19 protein-coding genes are annotated in these 21,663 nt (G+C 36.6%); 14 read left to right on the forward strand and 5 right to left on the reverse strand.

Translation table 11 applies throughout. The annotated features are described in order from the left end of the window. The first annotated feature begins 476 nt into the window (after window positions 1-476). The 6 genes from dnaJ (at window position 477) to F6K40_RS17180 (ending at window position 9,806) form a co-directional block, all read left to right on the forward strand. Window positions 477-1,604 (forward strand): molecular chaperone DnaJ, encoded by a 1,128-nt coding sequence (gene dnaJ / locus F6K40_RS17155; protein WP_293137917.1) that lies wholly within the window; start codon window positions 477-479, stop codon window positions 1,602-1,604. A gap of 628 nt (window positions 1,605-2,232) precedes the next feature. Continuing rightward, window positions 2,233-3,453, forward strand: coding sequence for an RNA-guided endonuclease InsQ/TnpB family protein (locus F6K40_RS17160; RefSeq protein ID WP_293137919.1), 1,221 nt, complete (start codon window positions 2,233-2,235; stop codon window positions 3,451-3,453). A 106-nt stretch (window positions 3,454-3,559) separates the two neighbouring features. Next, on the forward strand, window positions 3,560-3,829 hold the full coding sequence (locus F6K40_RS17165; RefSeq protein WP_293137920.1) for a sulfurtransferase TusA family protein: 270 nt from the start codon (window positions 3,560-3,562) through the stop codon (window positions 3,827-3,829). Beyond that, the gene (gene rsgA / locus F6K40_RS17170; protein WP_293137922.1) at window positions 3,826-4,956 is read left to right on the forward strand and encodes a small ribosomal subunit biogenesis GTPase RsgA; all 1,131 of its coding nucleotides are present in this window, start codon (window positions 3,826-3,828) and stop codon (window positions 4,954-4,956) included. Before F6K40_RS17165 ends, rsgA begins: the two co-directional genes overlap by 4 nt. Before the next feature lie 240 nt (window positions 4,957-5,196). Then, window positions 5,197-8,205, forward strand: coding sequence for a sister chromatid cohesion protein PDS5 (locus tag F6K40_RS17175; RefSeq protein ID WP_293137924.1), 3,009 nt, complete (start codon window positions 5,197-5,199; stop codon window positions 8,203-8,205). Window positions 8,206-8,345: 140 nt separating this feature from the next. Continuing rightward, window positions 8,346-9,806: a class I SAM-dependent methyltransferase gene (locus tag F6K40_RS17180; protein ID WP_293137925.1), complete on the forward strand. Its 1,461-nt coding sequence runs from the start codon at window positions 8,346-8,348 to the stop codon at window positions 9,804-9,806. A 60-nt stretch (window positions 9,807-9,866) separates the two neighbouring features. Here F6K40_RS17180 and F6K40_RS17185 read toward each other — a convergent pair whose 3' ends face one another. After that, the gene (locus F6K40_RS17185) at window positions 9,867-10,076 is read right to left on the reverse strand and encodes a hypothetical protein (RefSeq protein WP_293137927.1); all 210 of its coding nucleotides are present in this window, start codon (window positions 10,074-10,076) and stop codon (window positions 9,867-9,869) included. Window positions 10,077-10,183: 107 nt separating this feature from the next. Next, on the reverse strand, window positions 10,184-11,251 hold the full coding sequence (csaB, locus tag F6K40_RS17190) for a polysaccharide pyruvyl transferase CsaB (RefSeq protein WP_293137929.1): 1,068 nt from the start codon (window positions 11,249-11,251) through the stop codon (window positions 10,184-10,186). Between the two features lie 178 nt (window positions 11,252-11,429). On the opposite strand from csaB, the gene F6K40_RS17195 reads away from it, so the two are divergent. The 3 genes from F6K40_RS17195 to F6K40_RS17205 all read left to right on the forward strand — a co-directional run bounded on the left by F6K40_RS17195 (window position 11,430) and on the right by F6K40_RS17205 (window position 14,033). Continuing rightward, window positions 11,430-11,747, forward strand: a complete 318-nt coding sequence (locus F6K40_RS17195) for a DUF2499 domain-containing protein (protein ID WP_293137931.1) — start codon at window positions 11,430-11,432, stop codon at window positions 11,745-11,747. A gap of 555 nt (window positions 11,748-12,302) precedes the next feature. Then, window positions 12,303-12,608 (forward strand): DUF3593 domain-containing protein, encoded by a 306-nt coding sequence (locus F6K40_RS17200; RefSeq protein WP_293137933.1) that lies wholly within the window; start codon window positions 12,303-12,305, stop codon window positions 12,606-12,608. A gap of 483 nt (window positions 12,609-13,091) precedes the next feature. After that, the gene (locus tag F6K40_RS17205; protein ID WP_293137935.1) at window positions 13,092-14,033 is read left to right on the forward strand and encodes a DMT family transporter; all 942 of its coding nucleotides are present in this window, start codon (window positions 13,092-13,094) and stop codon (window positions 14,031-14,033) included. 140 nt (window positions 14,034-14,173) lie between these two features. Here the strand turns inward: F6K40_RS17205 and F6K40_RS17210 are convergent, their stop codons facing one another. Beyond that, window positions 14,174-14,926 (reverse strand): hypothetical protein, encoded by a 753-nt coding sequence (locus F6K40_RS17210; RefSeq protein WP_293137937.1) that lies wholly within the window; start codon window positions 14,924-14,926, stop codon window positions 14,174-14,176. A gap of 346 nt (window positions 14,927-15,272) precedes the next feature. Here F6K40_RS17210 and F6K40_RS17215 point away from each other — a divergent pair, with 346 nt between their 5' ends. Then, complete coding sequence (locus F6K40_RS17215) at window positions 15,273-16,136, forward strand: sulfotransferase domain-containing protein (protein ID WP_293137939.1); 864 nt, start codon at window positions 15,273-15,275, stop codon at window positions 16,134-16,136. Between the two features lie 140 nt (window positions 16,137-16,276). Beyond that, entirely contained in the window at window positions 16,277-16,642 is a 366-nt protein-coding gene (locus tag F6K40_RS17220; protein ID WP_365671790.1) for an endonuclease/exonuclease/phosphatase family protein, read from the forward strand. Between the two features lie 76 nt (window positions 16,643-16,718). Here F6K40_RS17220 and F6K40_RS17225 read toward each other — a convergent pair whose 3' ends face one another. Then, window positions 16,719-17,828 (reverse strand): hypothetical protein, encoded by a 1,110-nt coding sequence (locus tag F6K40_RS17225; RefSeq protein WP_293137941.1) that lies wholly within the window; start codon window positions 17,826-17,828, stop codon window positions 16,719-16,721. A 316-nt stretch (window positions 17,829-18,144) separates the two neighbouring features. Here F6K40_RS17225 and F6K40_RS17230 point away from each other — a divergent pair, with 316 nt between their 5' ends. The 3 genes from F6K40_RS17230 (at window position 18,145) to F6K40_RS17240 (ending at window position 19,560) form a co-directional block, all read left to right on the forward strand. Further along, window positions 18,145-18,306 (forward strand): hypothetical protein, encoded by a 162-nt coding sequence (locus F6K40_RS17230; protein ID WP_293137943.1) that lies wholly within the window; start codon window positions 18,145-18,147, stop codon window positions 18,304-18,306. 209 nt (window positions 18,307-18,515) lie between these two features. Continuing rightward, a complete protein-coding gene (locus F6K40_RS17235) occupies window positions 18,516-19,106 on the forward strand; it encodes a hypothetical protein (protein ID WP_293137945.1) in 591 nt (196 codons plus the stop codon). A gap of 328 nt (window positions 19,107-19,434) precedes the next feature. Next, window positions 19,435-19,560, forward strand: a complete 126-nt coding sequence (locus F6K40_RS17240) for a hypothetical protein (RefSeq protein WP_293137947.1) — start codon at window positions 19,435-19,437, stop codon at window positions 19,558-19,560. A gap of 470 nt (window positions 19,561-20,030) precedes the next feature. Here the strand turns inward: F6K40_RS17240 and F6K40_RS17245 are convergent, their stop codons facing one another. Continuing rightward, window positions 20,031-21,266 carry a methionine gamma-lyase family protein gene (locus F6K40_RS17245; RefSeq protein ID WP_293137949.1) on the reverse strand — a complete coding sequence of 412 codons (1,236 nt, stop codon included), beginning with the start codon at window positions 21,264-21,266 and terminating at the stop codon, window positions 20,031-20,033. Between the last annotated feature and the right edge of the window lie 397 nt (window positions 21,267-21,663).

Raw genomic sequence — 21,663 nt, forward strand, 5'->3', positions numbered from 1 at the left:
CCAAAATATTATCGGCTGATAAAAATCTGATAAAAATATAAAATCACAAAGCAGAGGATTATAAAGTTAACGAAAGTTACTTATAAACTTTCTCAAACTTTTCCACAAGTAATTAGTTGACTTGGAAAAGAAAAAAGCTAAAAAATAAAGTATATTTGAAAAAGTTAGTAACTTGTTTAATAAGTGAACACTCCCGCCCAGCCAATAACTAAAATTTATCTTAAGGATAAGTGGTCGTAAGTTAAGCGACGTAAAATAATAAACTGTTATAAGCTACAGTAAGGGTTAGAGTAGGCTTCGCAGCCCACAAACTTAAACTTTCGCGTCTTGTTTTTCTCAGCAAGGCTCTGTCGCTAATAACTATCACTAAAGTGATGCCTTGCAGATTCAAAGTTAATGACTTGTGTATTAGCTTTGAGGAGATTAAATTTTGTATATAATATTAACATTAATTATTATTCTAGGCAAATAGCTCTATGGCCCGTGATTATTACGAAATTCTAGGTGTTTCTCGTACTGCAGATAAGGAGGAACTAAAGCGTGCCTACCGCCGCTTGGCTCGTAAGTACCACCCGGATGTGAATAAAGAGCCAGGAGCGGAAGAGCAGTTCAAAGAAATAAATCGTGCCTACGAGGTTCTGTCTGAACCTGAAATGAAAGCTCGTTACGATCGCTTTGGAGAAGCAGGAGTATCAGGAGGAGGAGCATCAGGTTTCTCAACGGACTTTTCAGATAGCTTCGCTGATATATTTGAAAGCTTTTTCAGTGGGTTCTCTGGAGGAATGGGAACTCAAGGACGTAGGCGTACAGGTCCAGTTAGAGGGGATGACCTACGTTTAGACCTGAATCTGGATTTCCACGAAGCTATATTTGGTGGAGATAAAGAACTAACAATTAAGCATCTCGAAACTTGTGAAACCTGCAAGGGGTCAGGGGCTAAACCAGGCACAAGACCTCAAACTTGTTCTACTTGTGGAGGCACTGGTCAAGTTCGCCGGGCCACAAGAACTCCTTTTGGTAGTTTCACTCAAGTATCAGTTTGTCCCTCATGTGGCGGTACTGGGCAGATAATAGAGGAAAAATGTCCAAGTTGTGGAGGTCGTGGCCAGAACGAGGTAACGAAAAAGATCAAAATTACTATCCCAGGAGGGGTAGATAATGGTACTAGGCTAAGAGTTTCTAATGAAGGAGATGCTGGTAAGATGGGCGGGCCTCCTGGAGACTTGTATGTTTTCCTGTCTATCAAAGATAACCCAGAGTTTCAAAGAGATGGGGTTAATATTCTCTCCCAAATAAAAATTAGTTATTTACAAGCAATTCTAGGTTGTTCCCTGGAAATAAATACAGTTGATGGTAAGTCGGAATTAATAATTCCAGCAGGTACTCAGCCAAATACTGTTTTAACTTTGGAAGATAAGGGAGTGCCGAAATTAGGTAATCCGGTAAGTCGTGGAGACCATCTGATAACAATCGAAATTGATATTCCTACAAAAATTACTGCAGAAGAAAGAGAGTTATTAGAAAACTTGGCGAATATTAAAGGTGAACGTACTGGAAAAGGAGGTTTAGAAGGATTTCTGGGAAATTTATTTCAACAAAAGTGATTGAGATTGGAGATTTTCTTAATCCTCAAAAACTTATTCTTAGTAGTGGGTAAAAATAGAGGCGTTGCTGAATGACTTTTTGATGATTTTCTGGATTTTGAATTAGGTTTATAAGTTGATTAGCATCTATGTCATAACCCAGAATTAGTAACGCCAAAACAAAAGCTTAAATATTACCGAGGTACATTCAATAATTAATAATTAATAATTAACAATTAATAATTACGTCTTCTGTATATAGAAGGATTGGGTTAAAAGGAATTTTGTTGTTCTCAAGGGTAGATTGGATCTGGTTAGGTAACCCATCCATCCAAGGACTGCTCTTTCTAAATGAATGGAGACGCTTTATACCTGAATTTTTCGGTAAGTATAACTAAATATATTCTTTGTTGAAATTAGATCCTGGTGGATAGTTAAGTTGATATTAGACAAATAATAAAAAATTGGTCGTTTGTTCCACAAAAGTGCTAGAAAAATTATAAAGCAAGCATTTTTCAATAAATATTATTAACGATAGAGTATTGTAAAGTTTTATTGATTTTATAGAAAAACATAGGAAAACAACTAAAAATATCTTAGACTGAGAAAGGAAAGCAGAACCGCTCGTTAAATGTTTACAGGAGGGATAATGCAATTAGTAGAACGTACTATTATTAAAAAAAATCATCCCAATTATAAATCACTTGATACTCTAGCTTTCTTGTCTAAAAATCTTTACAATATAGCTAACTACGTAGTTAGACAAGAGTTTATTAATAACGGAAATTATCTAAATTATAAAAAGGTTCAAAAGTTATTACAATCGGGAGTAGATTATCAAGCAATACCGGCCAAAGTTTCTCAGCAGGTTTTGATTCTTTTAGATAAAAATTGGCAAAGTTTTTTTCAAGCTATAAGAGCTTATTATCAAAGTCCAAGTAAGTTTAAAAGTCGTCCTCAACTGCCAAAATATAAACATAAACAGAAAGGTAGGAATATTCTAGTTTATACAAAACAAGCGATTAGTAAACCTCAATTAGTCAAAAATCAGAAGATATTACTATCAAAAAGTGAGCTATTTTTTGACAGTAAAATAAATTATGATTCTCTGCAACAAGTGAGAATTATTCCTAAGCTTAATTACTATGTTATAGAAGTGGTTTACGAATCCGTTGAAGTTAAATTAGATTTGTCAGAATCTGATGTAGCTTCTGTAGATTTGGGAGTGAATAATTTGGCTACTGTAACATCAAATAAAAAAGGTTTTCAACCCTTTATTATTAACGGCAGACCAGTCAAATCAATTAATCAATTCTATAATTATAAGAAGGGTAAACTACAGTCAGAATTAAAGAAGATTAAAAGTAGTAATCGAATCAAAAGATTATCGACAAAAAGAAATTTAAAGATTGATGATTATCTGCATAAGACTAGCAGGTATATTATTAATCGTCTGATCGAAAATCAGATAGGAATTTTAGTAATAGGAAATAATCCTAACTGGAAACAAAGCCTAAATCTTGGCAAAAAAAATAATCAAAATTTTGTTCAAATTCCTTTTTTTAAGTTAATTGAACAACTAAAGTACAAAGCCAATTTAGTAGGAATAAAAGTCATAATTAATGAAGAAAGTTATACATCAAAAGCTAGTTTTTTAGATTTGGACGACTTACCAGTTTACCAAAAAGGTGTCAAACATAGATTTAGTGGTAAACGAGTGAAAAGAGGACTTTATAAAGCTTCAAATGGTGTCAAATACAATGCTGATGTGAATGGAAGTTTAAACATATTACGAAAAGCAGTCCCAAACGCTTTTAGCAATGGGATAGAGGGTGTTGTAGTTCACCCCGTTAAGGTAACACTTAATTAAAACTAAGTCAAGGAATATTTTTCTATAGATTTAGTAACTATTACACTGGAAAGGTTTAACCATATTCCTGCAACAAAAACAAAAATTGGAGAAAAAATATTTAACTATGGATTCTCAATCAGAAATCCAGCAGCAACAAAAGTCAGATGCTCAAATAGATCTGCGGGGTACTCCCTGTCCTATTAATTTTGTGAAAACAAAACTGTATCTGGAAAAGATGATGCCTGGAGAAATTTTAGAAGTATGGTTAGATCCGGGGGAACCAATAGAGCAAGTACCTGATAGTTTGATTGTGGAAGGTTATCAAATAGAAGAGATAAAAGACCAGTCTGAATACTTTGTCCTCAAGGTGCGTTGCCCAGAAATGGTGGCATGAATTGGACTTCAGAAATAGGTGACATATTAGAGGCCGATAATAACTGTCTGGGGACAGTTGTGGCAGTTCAGGCCAATTTTTACCAAGTTAAGATTGAGATATATCATAATTTGGTCAAAAATGCAAGAGAAAATTTACCTAAGTTTCTTCTGTGTACCCGTAGAGCGCGATTGAAGAAAATTGGCCAAAAAGTCATGGTGGGCGATCGCGTAATTATAGAGGACCCAGACTGGTCAGGTGGACGAGGTGCTATCGCTGAGGTTTTGCCGAGAGAAACAGAACTGGATCGCCCTCCGATAGCTAATGCAAATCAGGTTATGTTGGTGTTTGCTTTGGCAGAACCAGATTTAGATCCTGTTGCTTTAACGAGATTTTTACTCAAAGCAGAGTCAACAGGTTTGGAGATATGTTTGTGTTTGAGTAAGTGCGATCTGGTAACGGCGACAAAAACGGAAGAATGGCGCAGTAAAATTTATGAGTGGGGTTATGAACCGTTTTTTATTAGTGTGAAAACGGAAGCAGGTTTGGGAGTGGAAAAGAATAGCTCGAATTCTCTGTGGGAAAAGTTGAGGAATAAAATTACTGTAATTTCTGGTCCGTCTGGTGTGGGGAAGTCGAGTTTGATTAATTATTTGATTCCTAATGTGAATTTACGAGTGAGTGCAGTGTCGGGAAAGTTGTCGCGGGGACGACATACTACTCGTCACGTTGAATTATTTGAGTTGCCTAATGGGGGTTTGTTAGCAGATACACCGGGTTTTAATCAACCACAGTTAGACTGCGAACCGATAGAGTTGGCGTATTTGTTTCCAGAAGCTCGAAAGTATTTGGCGGAGGGGAGTTGTCAGTTTAGTGATTGTTTGCATCGGGATGAACCGAACTGTGTGGTGCGGGGTGACTGGGATAGGTATGAATATTATTTGATGTTTTTAGAAGAGGCGATCGCGCGGCAGGAGGTATTGCAGCAAAAACCTGATGCTGAGTCAAACTTGAAGGCGAAAACAAGTTCGGGTGGTAAACAAAAGTTTGAACCTAAGTTAGCTAGTAAAAAATATCGGCGTTCTTCTAGGAAAGTAGAGCATCAGCAGTTGCAAGATTTGTGTGAGGAGTTGGATGAGTTTTCATAATTGGGAGATTGTCTGTTAATAGACATCTCCAGAAAATAAACTTGCCCTTTATTTACCATAAAGTAGAGTTGTAAAATTTCCTGATAAAATCATTTTCTGTACATTTTTACTGAAAATATCTTCCCTGTTCCCTGTTCCCTGTTCCCTGTTCCCTACTTTTACAAAAAGTCTACATATTTTTCGGAGATGTCTAATGTGTAGACTTAAAATAAGCTGCTGTTTTCTATCTCTCAATCTAAGATGATGAAACTCTGTAACTCTTTTCTCCGTAAATGGCGTTTTTTGCTGCTGTTTTTGTTGGTGCTGTTTGCGATAAATTTGGGTCATGTTCGAGCTGTTGAGAAGTCACCGGAAGAATGGCAACTCCAGGGAATGTTGGCAGCGTTGGATGATTCTGACCCTGATGTTTGGGTTTATGCTTTGGAGAAAATGTCTGAGTATGACCTTAAGTCTCCTGTTGAGATTCCCCAGGAACGGGTTGAACAAATTGGAAAATTCTTGAGCGATGAATATTTGCCTGTCCGTGAAGCAGCAGCAAAAGCAGTTGGTAATCTGGGGTCGGATGCTAAACAATTGATTCCCCAGTTGCTGCAGTTGTTGAGTAATGAAAATTGGCGTATCCGCGAGCTAGCAGCAAAAGCAGTTGGTAATATGGGTTCGGATGCTAAACAGTTGATTCCCCAGTTGTTACAGTTGTTGAAGGATAATAATTCGGATGTCCGTGAAGCAGCGGCAAAAACAGTGGGTAATATGGGTTCGGATGCTAAACAGTTGATTCCCCAATTGCTACAGTTGTTGAGGGATAATAATTCGGATGTCTATAAAGCAGCATTGACAGCATTGAGTGAGATGGTATTCCAGATTGAACATCCCCAATTGCTGCAATTGTTGAAGGATGATGATTACAATGTCCGTATACGAGCAGCAAAAGCAGTACGTAATCTGAGGTCGAATGCTAAAGAATTTATCCCCCAATTGCAGCAATTGTTGATAGATGACGATCCCAATGTCCGTCAAACAGCAGCAAAAATAGTGGGTAATATGGGGTCGAATGCTAAAGAATTTATCCCCCAATTGCAGCAGTTGTTGAGGGATGAAGATAAGTTTGTCCGTATAGCAGCAGCAAAAGCAGTGGGTGAGATGGGGTCGAATGCTAAAGAATTTATTCCCCAACTGCAGCAGTTGTTGAGGGATCAAGATGATGTGGGTGTCCGTTTTGCAGCAGCAAGAGCAGTGAGTAATATGGGGTCGGATGCTAAAGAATTTATTCCCCAGTTGCATCAGTTGTTGAGGGATGAAAATTGGAGTGTCCGTTTTGCAGCAGCAAGAGCAGTGAGTAATATGGGGTCGGATGCTAAAGAATTTATTCCCCAGTTGCACCAGTTGTTGAGGGATGAAAATTGGAATATCCGTTTTGCAGCAGTAAGAGCAGTGGGTAATTTGGGATCGGACACTCAAGAATTTATTCCCCAGTTGCACCAGTTGTTGAGGGATAAAGATAGAAGTGTGCGTCTAGCAGCAGTAAGAGCAGTGGATAAAATGGGGTCGGATGCTAGAAAATTTATTCCCCAATTGCAGCAGTTGTTTAGGGATAAAGATAGAAGTGTGCGTCTAGCAGCAGCAGAAGCAGTAGTTAATCTGGGGTCTGATGCTCAAGAATTGATTCCTCAGTTGTTGAGAAATAAAGATATCAATGTCCGTCGAGCAACAGCAGAAGCAATAGTTAATCTGGGGTCTGATGCTCAAGAATTGATTCCTCAGTTGTTGAGGAATAAAGATGCTAATGTCCGTAAAGTAGCAGCAGAAGTAGTGGTTAATCTCGGGTCAGATGCTCAAGAATTGATTCCCGACTTACTACAGTTGTTTAGGGATGAAAATAGGGATGTCCGTGTAGCAGCAGCAAAAGCAGTGGTTAAAGTGAGGTCGGATACTAAAGAATTAATTCTCCAACTACAGCAGTTGTTGAGGGATAAAAATGTTAATGTCCGTCATGCAGCAGCAAGAGCAGTGGGTGAAATGGGGTCGGATGCTAAAGAATTGATTCCCCAACTGCACCAGTTGTTGAGGGATGATGATTCTGATGTCCGTCTAGGAGCAGCAAGAGCATTCAGTAATCTGGAGTCGGATGCTAAAGAATTGATTCCCCAGTTGCTGCCGTTGTTGAGGGATGAAGATGGAAGTGTCCGTTATCTAGCAGCAAGAGCATTCAGTAATCTGGGGTCGGATGCTAAAGAATTGATTCCCCAGTTGCTGCCGTTGTTGGGGGATGATGATTCCGGTGTCCGTGGAGCAGCAGCAAAAGCAGTGGGTAATCTGGGGTCAGATGCTAAAGAATTGATTCCCCAGTTGCTGCCGTTGTTGAGGGATGAAAAATCCACTGTCCGTATAGCAGCAGCAAAAGCAGTGGGTAATCTGGGGTCGGATGCTAAAGAATTGATTCCGGATTTGCTGCCGTTGTTGAGAGATGAAGATCGGTTTGTCCGTGAAGCAGCAGTAATAGCAGTGGGTAATCTGGGGTCAGATGCTAAAGAATTGATTCCCGAATTGCTACAGTTGTTTAACGATGACGATAAGTCTATCCGTGAAGCAGCAGTAATAGCAGTGGGTAATCTGGGGTCAGATGCTAAAGAATTGATTCCCGAATTGCTACAGTTGTTTAGCGATGACGATAAGTCTATCCATGAAGCAGCAGTAATAGCAGTGGGTAATATGGAAAAAGAAAAGTTGAATACTCAGCAGATTTCAGAAATTTTGAAGATAGCTTATCAAGACCTCAATACAGAAGCAAATGTTCGCTTTTTTGCCTACTTTTTCAGTGGTGGAGAATCTGATGCCGTTACCTTGATTCAACGGTTAGGTTGGCCACTACGATATCTTTCTCTAATGGATAAGTTTGACAATAAACGTTCCATTAGTCGGGAAGAAGGCAAAAAAGTTTTAGAGATTTTGGCAAATGCTTGGGAAAAAAGCGAATCTCTAGAATTAAAACAAGCAAGGGACTTGCGTCCTGAATTAGAACGACAAATTGATAAACTGCTGAAAAAAGTAAATTGGCAACCACAAGATATTAGCTTACTCAGGAGACATTACAAAAATCTCGAACACAAAGGGATTAAAGCTAAGATAGATGCCTTGCAAAGAAGACAACTGTTCTCCTTCCTGTGGAAAATTTTACTCCTTAACCCCATTACTTGGCTAATTCTCCTCTGGATTTATCTCAAATCTCCCAAAAAAAAGCAAGATTTTTGACACGAATAAAATAGGATTGCTATATATACAGAATATTTCGGGCAAATGATGTACAAGGTAAATGGCGAAAATTCAGAACCTATAGAAAAAAGAGAATCCATGTTATCGTAAACAAATAAATTTATTTTCATATTTAAACAATGAAACTAGAACCGTCGCAAATTCAAAAATTAGAACAGTTTCTCGAAAGAATTAAAAATGATACTTATCCCGAACCTCCAACCCGACTTCATAGTCAAATAACTCAACAAATGTTTGATGTATGTTTGAAACAAATTTCTTTACCAACCGCAGCAAAAATATTAGATATTGGTTGTGGTCAAGGTGTAGCTTTGGAAATATTTAAAAAACATGGTTTTACGCCAATTGGAATTACTTTAAATGAGGAAGATGTAGCTATTTGCCAACAAAAAGGTTATCAAGTTTATCAAATGGATCAATCATTTCTAGAATTTCCAGATCACCATTTTGATTTTGTTTGGTGCAGACATTGTTTAGAACATAGTGTTTTTCCATATTTTACTTTGCAGGAAATTTCTAGAGTTATTAAACCTGAAGGTTATTTATATATAGAAGTACCTGCTCCCGATACTAGCTGCAAACATCAAACTAATAAAAATCACTATAGTGTATTGGGTAAAAGTATGTGGTTAGATTTAATTAAAAGAAGTGGATTTGAGATTTTAAAAGTATTAGCTCTTAAGTTTAATGTGCCTGCTGGTCCTGATATTTACTGGGCAATGATTCAGAAGAAAAATAGTTCTACTATAATCTCCAAAAATTCTGTTAAAACTATCAATATTAACTGGCAATCTAATTCTGATAATCAAGAAATTAAGCTTTCTCTAGACTCTAATAAATTTACCCAAAAACTGATGCTTGACTGTTTTGAAAAAGGGCACGCTTATGAGTCGGAAATTTTTCAATTAATTTGTCGGTTTCTAGGAAAAAATGACTCTTTTATTGATATTGGCGCTCATATTGGATATTATTCGATTTTGGCTGCAAAAATAGTGGGAAGTCAAGGAAAAGTATTTGCTTTTGAGCCAGAATTATCAAATTATCAAAAAATCTTGGAAAATATCAATCTTAATCATCTAAATAACATCAAACTATTTAATCTCGCTGTAGGTTCAGAAACTAAGCAAACACAAATATTTTTTAATCAGGATAATGATGGGGGTCATGCTCTCTGGGATGTAGGTAAACATCCATTCAATCAAAAAAGTTTAAATAATCAAACAATGCAAAATATACAACTATCTACACTAGATAATATTCTCAGTCAAGCTGGAAATATTACTAATTTAAAAATGATAAAAATTGATACCGAAGGAGCAGAACTTGATGTGATTAAAGGAGCTATAAATACAATTAGTAAATATGATGTTCCATACATTATTTGTGAGATTAATAGATTTGGTTTAAAACAAATGGGAACTAATGAAACTGAACTCCGGGAATTTATGAATTCTTTGGAATATGAAACTTATTTAGTCACTTCAAATAACAGTAACCAGTTAGTTAAGTTACCTATCGGGAAGTATTATCAAACATCCAATGTTTTTAATGTTTTATTTAAAAGAGGGAGTAGGGAGTAGGGAGTAGGGAGCAGGGAGTAGGGGGAAATAACTGATGATTTATGACGGATTTGATCTTACTTAAATAATATCTTTTTTCTGACTCCTGACTCCTCCCAAAAAAGAATTTAATACCTCTTGATGAATCAGCGCTCGCTCCCGAAAAAATTCTATTCTATCTGACAACAAAGCCTCCCCATTTGCATAACAATCAATCCAAATTTTACTAATTAAATTTGCATCTTCTGGCAATTCTGATAATTCCCATCCAGGCATTTCCAAATCAGTCATTAACTGACTAACTTTCGGAGCGTAACTAATAGCAAAACAGGGAGTAGGGAGTAGGGAGTAGGGAGTAGGGGGAAATAACTGATGATTTCTGACGGATTTGATCTTACCTAAATAATATCTTTTTTCTGACTCCTGACTCCTCCCAAAAAAGAATTTAATACCTCTTGATGAATCAGCGCTCGCTCCCGAAAAAATTCTATTCTATCTAACAACAAAGCCTCCCCATTTGCATAACAATCAATCCAAATTTTACTAATTAAATTTGCATCTTCTGGCAATTCTGATAATTCCCATCCAGGCATTTCCAAATCAGTCATTAACTGACTAACTTTCGGATCGTAACTAATAGCAAAACAACGACATTCTTCCGCAGCTCCCATAATTAAACTGTGGAAACGCATACCTATTACCATTTCCACTCCTCGAAAAATTCCCTTCAAAATTCTAGGGTCTTCTATAGTTAAAATCTTGCTACAATCTGGCAATTTTTGATGAATAAATTCGGCAATTTTTAAATCTTTCATCGGTTGAAAAGGCAACAACAAAATAAACGCTTGAGTTGCCTTTTGAAAAGAAATTAAAGCTTGAGTTAAAGTTGCTAAACGAGAGGAAGTAAGTTGGGGATGAGGTCTCAAACTTACCGCTACTCTTGGTGCAGGCAAATCCCAAAGACCAGGAAATGGTGAAGTTTCCAAGGCCCAAACCGGATCGGGAGCTAGAATAAAAGGAATATTCCATTTAGCGACTATTCCTGCCGAACCTGCATCCCTGACACTAACAATATTGCAACCTTTAAAACATTGTCTTGCTAAAAATTGGGTGGTTTTATAATTTAAAGGCCCAATCCCTTGTGCCCAGGCAATAGTTTTTAAGCCCATTTTTTGAGCAATTCCCATTAATCCGGCATAATAAAAAGGACTAGCAATACTGGTAGAATCTTGAATCAGACTTCCACCACCCCAGATAAAAATATCTGAACGTTTCATTGCTTGGAAAATGGTAAAAGTATTGAGGCGATCGCCCGCTTCAACTCCATAGCGTTTTTTAGTTTCGGAGGGATTGCCAGACAAAACATAAGGTTGAATATTATCGGGCAACATCTGCAACAAAGATGCTAATAATGCCTCATCCCCACCATTTCCTTTTCCGTAGTAACCACATAAAATTGCCTGCATTTGTTTAAGTTATTTCCTATTTTAATTTAACTAGGATTTATAGAGAAACCGGGTTTATCAAGGAAGTTTTGTGATTGACAACTTAGGGAAATAAACCCAGTTTATTGTGTAAGTTCGTAAGTCCTGTTAAAGTTGTAGAATACCAAAGTTAAGACCTAAAAAATCTGAATTTTTAAATATGCACGCTTTATCAATTCCTACTTGGATTATTCATGTTTCTAGCGTTATCGAATGGGTAGTTGCCATCTGGTTTATTTCGATTTATGGTAATATTACCAACAATCGTGTTTGGTATGGTCTATCTTTTGCCATGTTACCTGCATTAGTTAGTGCTATGTGTGCTTGTACTTGGCATTATTTTGATAATGACCCTAATTTAGAATGGTTGGTTACTCTCCAAGCATCAATGACTTTATTGGGAAACTTTACCTTATTAGCTGCTGCTTGGTGGATATTTTCTGATAGTAAAAAGCAAGAGATAGATAGTGGGAATTAAAATTTTTTATATTATCTAGCGAGCGTCAATTATTTGCGAAAAAACTTAGGGGTTTGGTCTCCAAACCCTAGTTATTTCAGTTAAGCAAGCGTCAATTATTTGCGAAAAAAATGTAGGGGTTTGGTCTCCAAACCCCAAGTTATTTCAGTTAAGCAAGCGTCAATTATTTGCGAAAAAAATGTAGGGGTTTGGTCTCCAAACCCCAAGTTATTTCAGTTAAGCGAGCGTCAAATATTTGTGAAAAAAATGTAGGGGTTTGGTCTCCAAACCCCAAGTTATTTCAGTTAAGCGAGCGTCAAATATTTGTGAAAAAAATGTAGGGGTTTGGTCTCCAAACCCTAGTTATTTCAGTTATCAGTTATCAGTGAACCTCCGACTAAACTTGGAGGCTTAAAATACTGAATTAAATATTTTTTTCACCCCCTTAAAAGGGGAGATTAATAACCTCATTTTTTGGTAAAAATGGGATTTGGAAACCAAATCCCTACGATAAATATTACAACATAAGCCCAGATTACTATACTTGACACTGCAATTTTTGATACTTCTAAAACTATGATTTCTAAAGATACTTTATTTGCTCTTTCTTTATTTCCCTATTTAGGTTTTCTCTGGTTTCTAACTCGTTCAAATCAAGTACCTCGTTTAGCTTTAATTGGATTTTATGGCACTTTAGTATTTGTAGGTGTAACTATTCCGGCTGGAATTTATGCTAAACAAGTTTATGCTGAAGCTTTAGCAAATATTGATTGGTTACATGGCAGTGCTGAAGTATTTTTAACACTATCTAATATTTTAGTAGTGCTAGGTTTTAGGGAAGCTGTTTTAAAGAAACAAGAAGAAAGAAGGGAAAACTTATGAATAAATTTCTTTGGCACAATTCTTCCTCCTACCTCCCTACTCTCTCCCTAAAAATACTTTTTCAGCAAACCCTAATTAGGGTTTGCTCTCTTAATCTAAAAGCATTGAAAGACAAAGATTTTAGCCTTCTTTGATCAAGAACAAAGTACCTGCTTTTCCGTTCAAAAAGCTCAAAAAACTAGGACACGCTGTGTACTTATAGCAGAAAAATCAAGGGATAAATATATCCGACTATCTCTTCTGTAATATCATGTCCGGTTGAATAGTGATAATTAAAGTTCGTAGTTTTGCTCTAGCCCTATAAATATCTATCTTCGCGCTAAAGCCCTACTACAAACAAAAACTTTTTTATAACTAATTATTCGGACATGATATAACTCCCATTTCTCCTGACTACTGACTACTGACTACTGACTACTACGAAGAGCAAAAAGACTTTTTCAGCAAACCCTAATTATCAATTATCCATTATCCATTATCAAAATGACCCAAGAACTACAATTAAAACAACAATCAAACAGTAATACTTCATCTTTTTTGGGATTATTTTCTCTACTTTTTGGGGTATTTGTTTTATCTTTTGCTGCAATTTTTACTCGCTTAAGCGAAAATGAACTTGGTCCTATTGCTACAGCTTTTAATCGCTTTACTATAGCAACAATAGCACTTTTTTCTTGGGAATTAATTCAGTCCAGTTTTATTTCTAAATCTGCTAATAACACTTCCCCAAAAATTACCTTAAAAGATTGGGGAACTATAGGAGTTTTAGCTTTCTTCGGAATGATAAATATAGTTTCCTGGGCATGGTCTTTAACACATACAAGTATTGCTAATTCTAATTTGCTACATAATACTACTCCCATTTTTACAACATTAGGAGCCTGGCTGTTTTTAGGTTATCGCTTCGATAAGATTTTTATTTTAGGCATGATCTTAGCCTTAACAGGGGCAATTGCTATTGGTTTGAAAGACTTTACCATAAAAACAGATTACTTAATTGGTGATTCTGTTGCTTTTATGTCAGCCATATTTTATGGGATTAACTATTTAATCAGAGAAAAACTCCGTAGCAAATTTTCTACTCAAACAATTTTGCAATGGTTTTGTTTATTCTCTAGTCTTTTAACTCTCCCTCTTGCCTTGATTTTTGAGAAACAAATTTTTCCCATTTCTTGGCAAGTTTGGACTGCTGTAATTTGCCTAGGAATTCTTTGTCAAATTATCGGTCATGGTTTACTTACGGAAGCTTTAAAGACATTTTCATCAGGATTTGTTAGTTTATTCATGTTACTTGAACCTTTAATAACCGCCCTCTTTGCTTGGTTGATTTTTGCCGAAAAATTAACCTATCTAAACTGGATTAGTTTTTTTATTGTTTTAGGAGGAATTTATCTGGCAAAGCTTGGTCAAGGCACACAAAAATAATTATGAAGTGTGGAGAATGTGGGAGGTTTGAGAGGAAAGTCCGTTGTATATTGACGTTTTTAGGGAGTAGGAGAAGTCGAATCCTACTCCCTACTCTCAAAGAAGATTTAGTAATACTTTTGAGGTTTTGCAGAATTTAACTAAGATTTCAAATAACTGTCAAAATCATCTTGAATTACTCTTAAATATTCAAATGAAGGAATCTCAAATAGTCGATCTTGCACCCGATCATCTTCCACAGGAAAATTAATTACTTCCTCCAATTTAAAGGGATATCTAATCGGGCGATCGCTCAAGGCATATTTTATTTCTTCAATACTAGAGAGTTGAGTGGCTCCATAGACTCGAAGTTTGCCTTTTTCATAGCAAACACCAGCTTCAATTGTATACCAAAAAAGCCGAGCTATATTCTGTTTTATATCTTTGCGATTTGCATTTTCTACAGTTACATATTGATAGCCTAAGTATTGCAAAAAGTTAGAATAGGTTTGGGAAAAAAGTAAGGGAATATGACCAAAAATATCATGCCAAAGATCGGGAAATGGAGAAAAATTAATATCAGTGTTCGATCTAACAAAAGTTACTACAGGAAAATAACGATGAGAAAGCAGATAAAAAAATTTGTCTGCTTCTAATAATCCTATTACTGGCCATAATTGCCATCCTATTTCTTCTTGTAAAAATCCGGAAAGATGATTAATACTAGGAATATCTTGAATCAAATCTTTGATGTTTTCTAAACCTTCAATAAATGCTTGATTTGCTCGATCTTCAATACTTTCTAATTGTATATTTAAAAGTTGTCTCCAGTTACGATGAGCTTGGATTTGATAGTCAGAAAAGTTTTGGTTCGCTCTCTCACATAGTAACTTTTCTAAAGTTATAGATTGCATATTTCTTCCTATTAAGTTAGAATAACTTCAACTATAATTATAAATTAATTTTTAAAATACTATCAAAAAGTTAGTTTGTCAATTCCTAGTAAATTTTGTAGATAATTGAAGTAAATAGGAAAAAGCAGGTCAGAAGTTTCAAAGAATTAAAAGTATGGATAAAAGTCTATCAGCTAACCTTAATAGTCTAGTCTATCGAGCTACATTGTTTATTAAAAAGCTGAGAGCTGACTACTAATAGCTGAATGCTTACCTTCTTTTAAGGTAATGAAAAAAAACTTCAGTATTCAAATATATGGCTTCAACCGGAAGTACTGTTAACTAAAATAACCAGGAGTATGCCTTGATGAAACAAAGTATAAAACCCAGCTATACACTGCATAAAAATTTTCGCCTACCAATGGGATTTCCTCCAGAAAATTTTGACTCTGGACTTACATATCAAGCTCAAGCAACAGACACTTTTATTGCCACTTATCCCAAATGTGGAACAACTTGGACTCAACATATTGTTTGGATGCTATCTCACGATGGAAAACCATTACCTTTAGATAAAAATATTAATTTAGAAGTTCCTCATCTAGAAGAAGTGGGAAGTAATTTTGTTAAATCTTTATCCGAACCTCGTTTTATCAAAACTCATTTAACTTACGATTTAACTCCCTATAATCCTGATGCAAAATACATTTATGTAGCTCGTAATCCTTTCGACTGTGCTGTTTCTTTTTATTATCATACTCAAGGATTTGTTAAACATTATAATTTTGCTGAAGGTACATTTGATGATTTTTTTGAATGTTTTATTAATGGAGAAGTAGACTGGGGAGATTACTTCGATAATTTACTTGGTTGGGTGCAACATAAAAACGATGAAAATGTTCTGTTTTTAACTTATGAATCTATGAAAAATAACCCGAAAATAAATATTATTGCTATAGCAAAATTTTTGGGTGATAATTATGCAGAAAAAATTGAAAATCCACAAATTCTAGAAAGCATTCTTGAGCATACGAGCTTTACTAGAATGAGCAAAAATCAAAGTCGTTGGTCTAGTCAACGTCCTGATAATATGGCTCCATTTATTCGTAAAGGAAAAGTGGGAGATTGGAAATCACATTTTTCAGCTTCTCAAACTCAGAGATTAAGTCAAAAGTTGAGGATGAAAACTGCTGGCACTGAAGCTGAAAATTTGTGGGAAATTCCTGAATAATTCGGATTATTATTCAACAAAAAATTATGGATTATTAATCATATTTCTCTGTAAATTTTGGTAATAATATTGTCTACAATATTCAAACAATTTCACCTTGGATTTGACTTCGGAAAAATTTACCATTTTCGACAATTCTAATTTATGAATTTTATGAGCGATCGCTAGAAATTCAAGACTTAATAAAACGACTAAAAAAAGAAAGTTTGCCTGTTATTGTGGCGGGTGATTTTAATATGAGCGAACAATCTCAGGATTACTATTATTTAAAACAAGTATTAACAGATTCTTTTCGAGTATCAGGAATAGGTTTTGGTTTAACTTGGCCTGCCGGTTGGCGTCTAGATTTTTTAATTCCAAATTCTACCTGGAAATTGGATTATCCTCTATTTAGAATTGACTATATTTGGTATTCAAATCATTGGGTTTCTATGTCTGTTGAAATTTTGAAAACTACAGGTTCAGACCATTTGCCTTTAGTGGCAGAATTGGTGTTAATAAAATAGTGAAATTATTATGCTTTGTAGTTGATTATTTGTAGAAGATTTGACTATTCTCACAACTAATATTTTATTAGCGCGGTTAGCCGAAAATATTACCCCACCATTCTGAAATATAGTTCCACAAAATACGGTTCAAAAATGCACCTACACCCACAGTTATTAACAAAAAATTTCTCCACCAACTAATTCTACTAATTATAGTCAAATATTTTTCTCGTTTCTTCTTTGATGCTTCGGTAAAAAGAATAAAACGATAAGTAGGTAATTCAATTAACCAAAGAATTAATGCGGATACCAATAGAGACAGTACAAAAGAAGCAAAAAAATAAAAGAAAGCAAAAAACAAAAGTGTAATATTCTCTTTCAAAGTCGTTACTTGGCAAGTATTGAAAAATTTAATGAGAAAATTCAGTTTTTCACCAAGTGGTATATTTTCTCCTACAAACTGACCTATTTGATATGAAAAGCTCTGACAACTTGTTAATCTTTCCTGTGAACGTATCCACAACAATACAAAAGATAATAAAAAGATAAGAAATAAACAAAAAGTTCCAACTACTGTACTATTTTTCATAACGTTTTGCCTGAAGCCAGAAAAAGGCACATCTGTTTTGACAAAACCTATAATGCAGTTACGGACAAGCTCGGCAATCTCAATTCCCCAACCTTGATTAGTACATTTGATGGAATAAATAATTTTAGGTATTTGATCTAGAGTTGACTCATTCTTCCTACTTTTTGATTTTGTCGAAGAGGGAGTACCTTCCTCTACAGAGAAGACCGATATTTCCTGCCTCTCAGGAACTTTTTTATCATGGAATTCAACAAGATAAACCCAAGTAAATATAAAGCCTGTACAAATCAAATTTCTTTGCTCTTTATATTCCTGAAAACTCTTAATACCACTAAATGAAAATGAAGAATTATCATTGAAAAATAACTTAGCTCTAAACTCTACCAACACAGACTGGTTTTGCTTTGTTATTCTGTCATCTATTATGTAATTAAGCTGTTCAAATCCTCCAAAATCTATCTCAAATGCACCTTCTACATACCCCTCAATTGACTCCGGTTTGCCTAGAAGACGAACCACAAATTCTGTAAAATCCTCCCTTTTTACTTCAAGACTAATTGAAGAGTTATTTCGTTGCATAGAAATATTTGGAATTTCTAAATTATCATCATCCATTTGAATAAACTCCTACAAGTTAACTAAACCTATTATAGAAACCATCTAACATTTTAGGACTTACGCAAGACAACACAACACTGCTAAATTCGCGAGAGCTTAAGCAAATGAAACTATTGTTCAATAGTAATCAAAGGAAAATTTTCATCCTCCGACTTCGAGAGCTTCAGCAAATGAAATGACTATTGTTCAATAGTAATCAAAAAAAAATTTTCATCCTCCGACTTCGAGAGCTTCAGCAAATGAAATGACTATTGTTCAATAGTAATCAAAAAAAAATTTTCATCCTCCGACTTCGGGAGCTTCAGCAAATGAAATGACTCTTGCTCTTGAGGCAATAAAAGAGAAAAATTTTCACCATCCGCCTCCGGGAGCTTCAGCAAATGAAACGACTCTTCCTCTTGAGGCAATAAAAGAGAAAAATTTTCACCACCCGCCTTCGGGAGCTTCAGCAAATGAAATGACTATTGTTCAATAGTCATCAAAGGAAAAAATTTCATCACCCACCTCCGGAAGCTTCAGTCAATGAAACGACTCTTGCGTATTGTTCAATAGTAATCAAAGGAAAAATTTCCACCATCCGCCTTCGGGAGCTTCAGTCAATGAAATGACTCTTGCGTATTGAGCAATAAAAGGAGAAAAATTTTCACCATCCGCCTTCGGGAGCTTCAGCAAATGAAATGACTATTGTTCAATAGTCATCAAAGGAAAAAATTTCATCACCCACCTCCGGAAGCTTCAGTCAATGAAACGACTCTTGCCGATAGAGCAATAAAAGGAGAAAAATTTCACCATCCGCTTTCGGGAGCTTCAGTCAATGAAACGACTCTTGCTCTCTCCGTATGGAGAAGGAAAAAATTCCATCATCCAACTTCGGGAGCTTCAGTCAATGAAACGACTCTTGCCGATAGAGCAATAAAAGGAGAAAAATTTCAGCATCCAGCTCCGGGAGCTTCAGCAAATGAAACGACTCTTGCTCTCTTGGCAATAAAAGGAGAAAATTTCCACCACCCGCCTCCGGGAGCTTCAGCAAATGAAACGACTCTTGCTCTCTTGGCAATAAAAGGAAAAAAATTTCATCACCCACATCCGGGAGCTTCAGCAAATGAAACGACTCTTGCTCTCTTGGCAATAAAAGGAAAAAAATTTCATCACCCACATCCGGGAGCTTCAGCAAATGAAACGACTCTTGCTCTCTTGGCAATAAAAGGAGAAAATTTCATCACCCACATCCGGGAGCTTCAGCAAATGAAACGACTCTTGCTCTCTTGGCAATAAAAGGAGAAAATTTCATCACCCGCCTCCGGGAGCTTCAGCAAATGAAACGACTCTTGCTCTCTTGGCAATAAAAGGAGAAAATTTCACCATCCACCTCCGGGAGCTTCAGTAAATGAAACGACTCTTGCGTATTGAGCAATAAAAGGAGAAAATTTCCACCACCCGCCTCCGGAAGCTTCAGCAAATGAAACGACTCTTGCGTATTGAGCAATAAAAGGAAAAAATTTTCATCCTCCGACTTCGGAAACTTCAGCAAATGAAACGACTATTGTTCAATAGTAATTAAAGGAGAAAAATTTCCACCACCCGCCTTCGGGAGCTTCAGTAAATGAAACGACTATTGTTCAATAGTAATCAAAGAGAAATTCCATCCTCCCCCCTCCAGGAGCTTCAGCCAATGAAAAAAAATCGCCACGCCAAAGGATTTTCTGTTGCATCCTCACAAAAAATGTGATATCGTAAAATTTAATGGGGGTTACTTGCCTATATACATGATTTTTTATTCAACTAAAAAAAGTATTGTTTTTCAGCGATAGAACTCCGTTCCGCTTCGCGATCGCGAACCTTACCAATAATCGGTACTTTGATAAACAGGACTTACGCAAGGGCACTAATTATAGTGGGAATATTGGGAATATTGACCAAACAATACGCCTTATGTAGCGGGGAAGCGTAAGTCCTGATCAAGTAGAGATTGCTTCGGCTAGCTCAACTCTTTCCCATAAAAGTTGAGTCTAATACCACCGCCTCGCAATGACAGCCACAGATTTTTTTCTACCCAATAATTCTGAATTTTGAATTTTGAATTTAGTAGCAATGACAGCCACAGATTTTTTTCTACCCAATAATTTTGAATTTTAAATTTTGAATTTTAAATTTTGAATTTAGTAGCTTTTTCTATTCAATACTTTTGAATTTTGAATTTTAAATTTTGAATTTCATAACCGCCTCAATAGTCGCCTCCAGAGCGATCGCCACATGAGTCCAATGAGTCCCCCCCTGACAAAACACCACATAAGGCTCCCTCAAAGGCCCATCAGCCGAAAACTCCGAAGTAGAGCCATCAATAAAAGTACCACCCGCCATAACCAACTCACTTTCATACCCAGGCATCGGCGCCGGCACCGGATCTAAATAAGAGCCCACAGGCGAATATTGCTGAATAGCTCGACAAAAAGCAATTAACCTCTCCGGAGAACCCAACTTCACCGCCTGAATAACATCCCGTCGTTTTTCCAGAGGCAAAGGATTAACAGGATAACCCAACTTATCAAAAACATAAGCCACCAAATGATTACCCTTCATCGCCTCCCCCACCATTTGTGGCGCCAAAAACAAACCCTGAAACAACAACCTATTTTGCTCAAAAGTCGCCCCCCCACTACTACCAATACCAGGAGCAGTCAACCGACAACTCGCAGCCTCCACCAAATCTGCCCTACCTGCCACATACCCCCCCGCCATAACAATAGTGCCACCAGGATTTTTAATCAAAGACCCCGCCATTAAATCCGCCCCCACTGCCGTCGGTTCCCGGTTCTCAATAAACTCCCCATAACAGTTATCCACAAAACAAACCGTTTCTGGATTTTGTAGCTTAACAATCTTGACAATTTGCTCAATATCTGCAATAGACAAACTAGGTCGCCAAGAATAACCACAAGAACGTTGAATCAAAGCCAGACGAGTCCTTTCAGTAATCGCAGACTCCAACCCCTGCCAATTTATCGTCCCAGTTTCCGTCAGAGGTAACTCCCGGTAACTAACACCAAATTCCTTCAGAGAACCTTGACCTTCCTCCCTCAGACCAATTACCTCCTCCAAAGTATCGTAAGGAGGACCCGCAACAGACAACATTTCATCCCCCGGCCTCAGAGTCCCAAACAAAGCACAGGCGATCGCATGAGTTCCCGACACAAATTGGACTCTTACTGCCGCTGCCTCAGCCCCCATCACCTCAGCAAAAACCTTGTCCAAAGTCTCCCGCCCCAAATCGTCATGGCCATAACCAGTCACCCCAGAAAAATGATGGACACCCACACGATGATGACGAAAAGCATCTATCACCCGTCTGAGATTTTGCTTAACCGAGCCATCAATTTCCGAAAATATGGGAAATAGCTCTTGTTCTGCTGCTTGTAGATATTCAATGCTGTTCATATTTAGATATTTATTGAATTTGTGTTATTTGTGATATGCTGAAAGGAGTGTAAATTTTTGTTAACACTCAAATTTATAATAAAATCTAAATTTCCTTTGTCAACAAAGAATTAATTTAGAAACTGTTTGAGAAGTATTGTATAGAACCGATGAATCCTAAAAACCTAACCTTCCTATCCCCCTTCCGTACCTATCCCTGATAAGGAACCCTTGAAATCCTTGTGGGAGGATGGGGAGGATGGGGAGGATGGGGAGGATGGGGAGGATGGGGAGGATGGGGAGGATGGGGAGGAAGAATTCTGTCTACAGTCTTCACTTCTTTGTGTCTAATTCAATATATTTTTCTCCCGAAAAAACCGAACCGAGACATACCCATAACTTGTCAATAATGCCCAAG

The organism is Okeania sp. SIO3I5 (genome assembly GCF_010672085.1).
Taxonomy (GTDB): domain Bacteria; phylum Cyanobacteriota; class Cyanobacteriia; order Cyanobacteriales; family Microcoleaceae; genus Trichodesmium.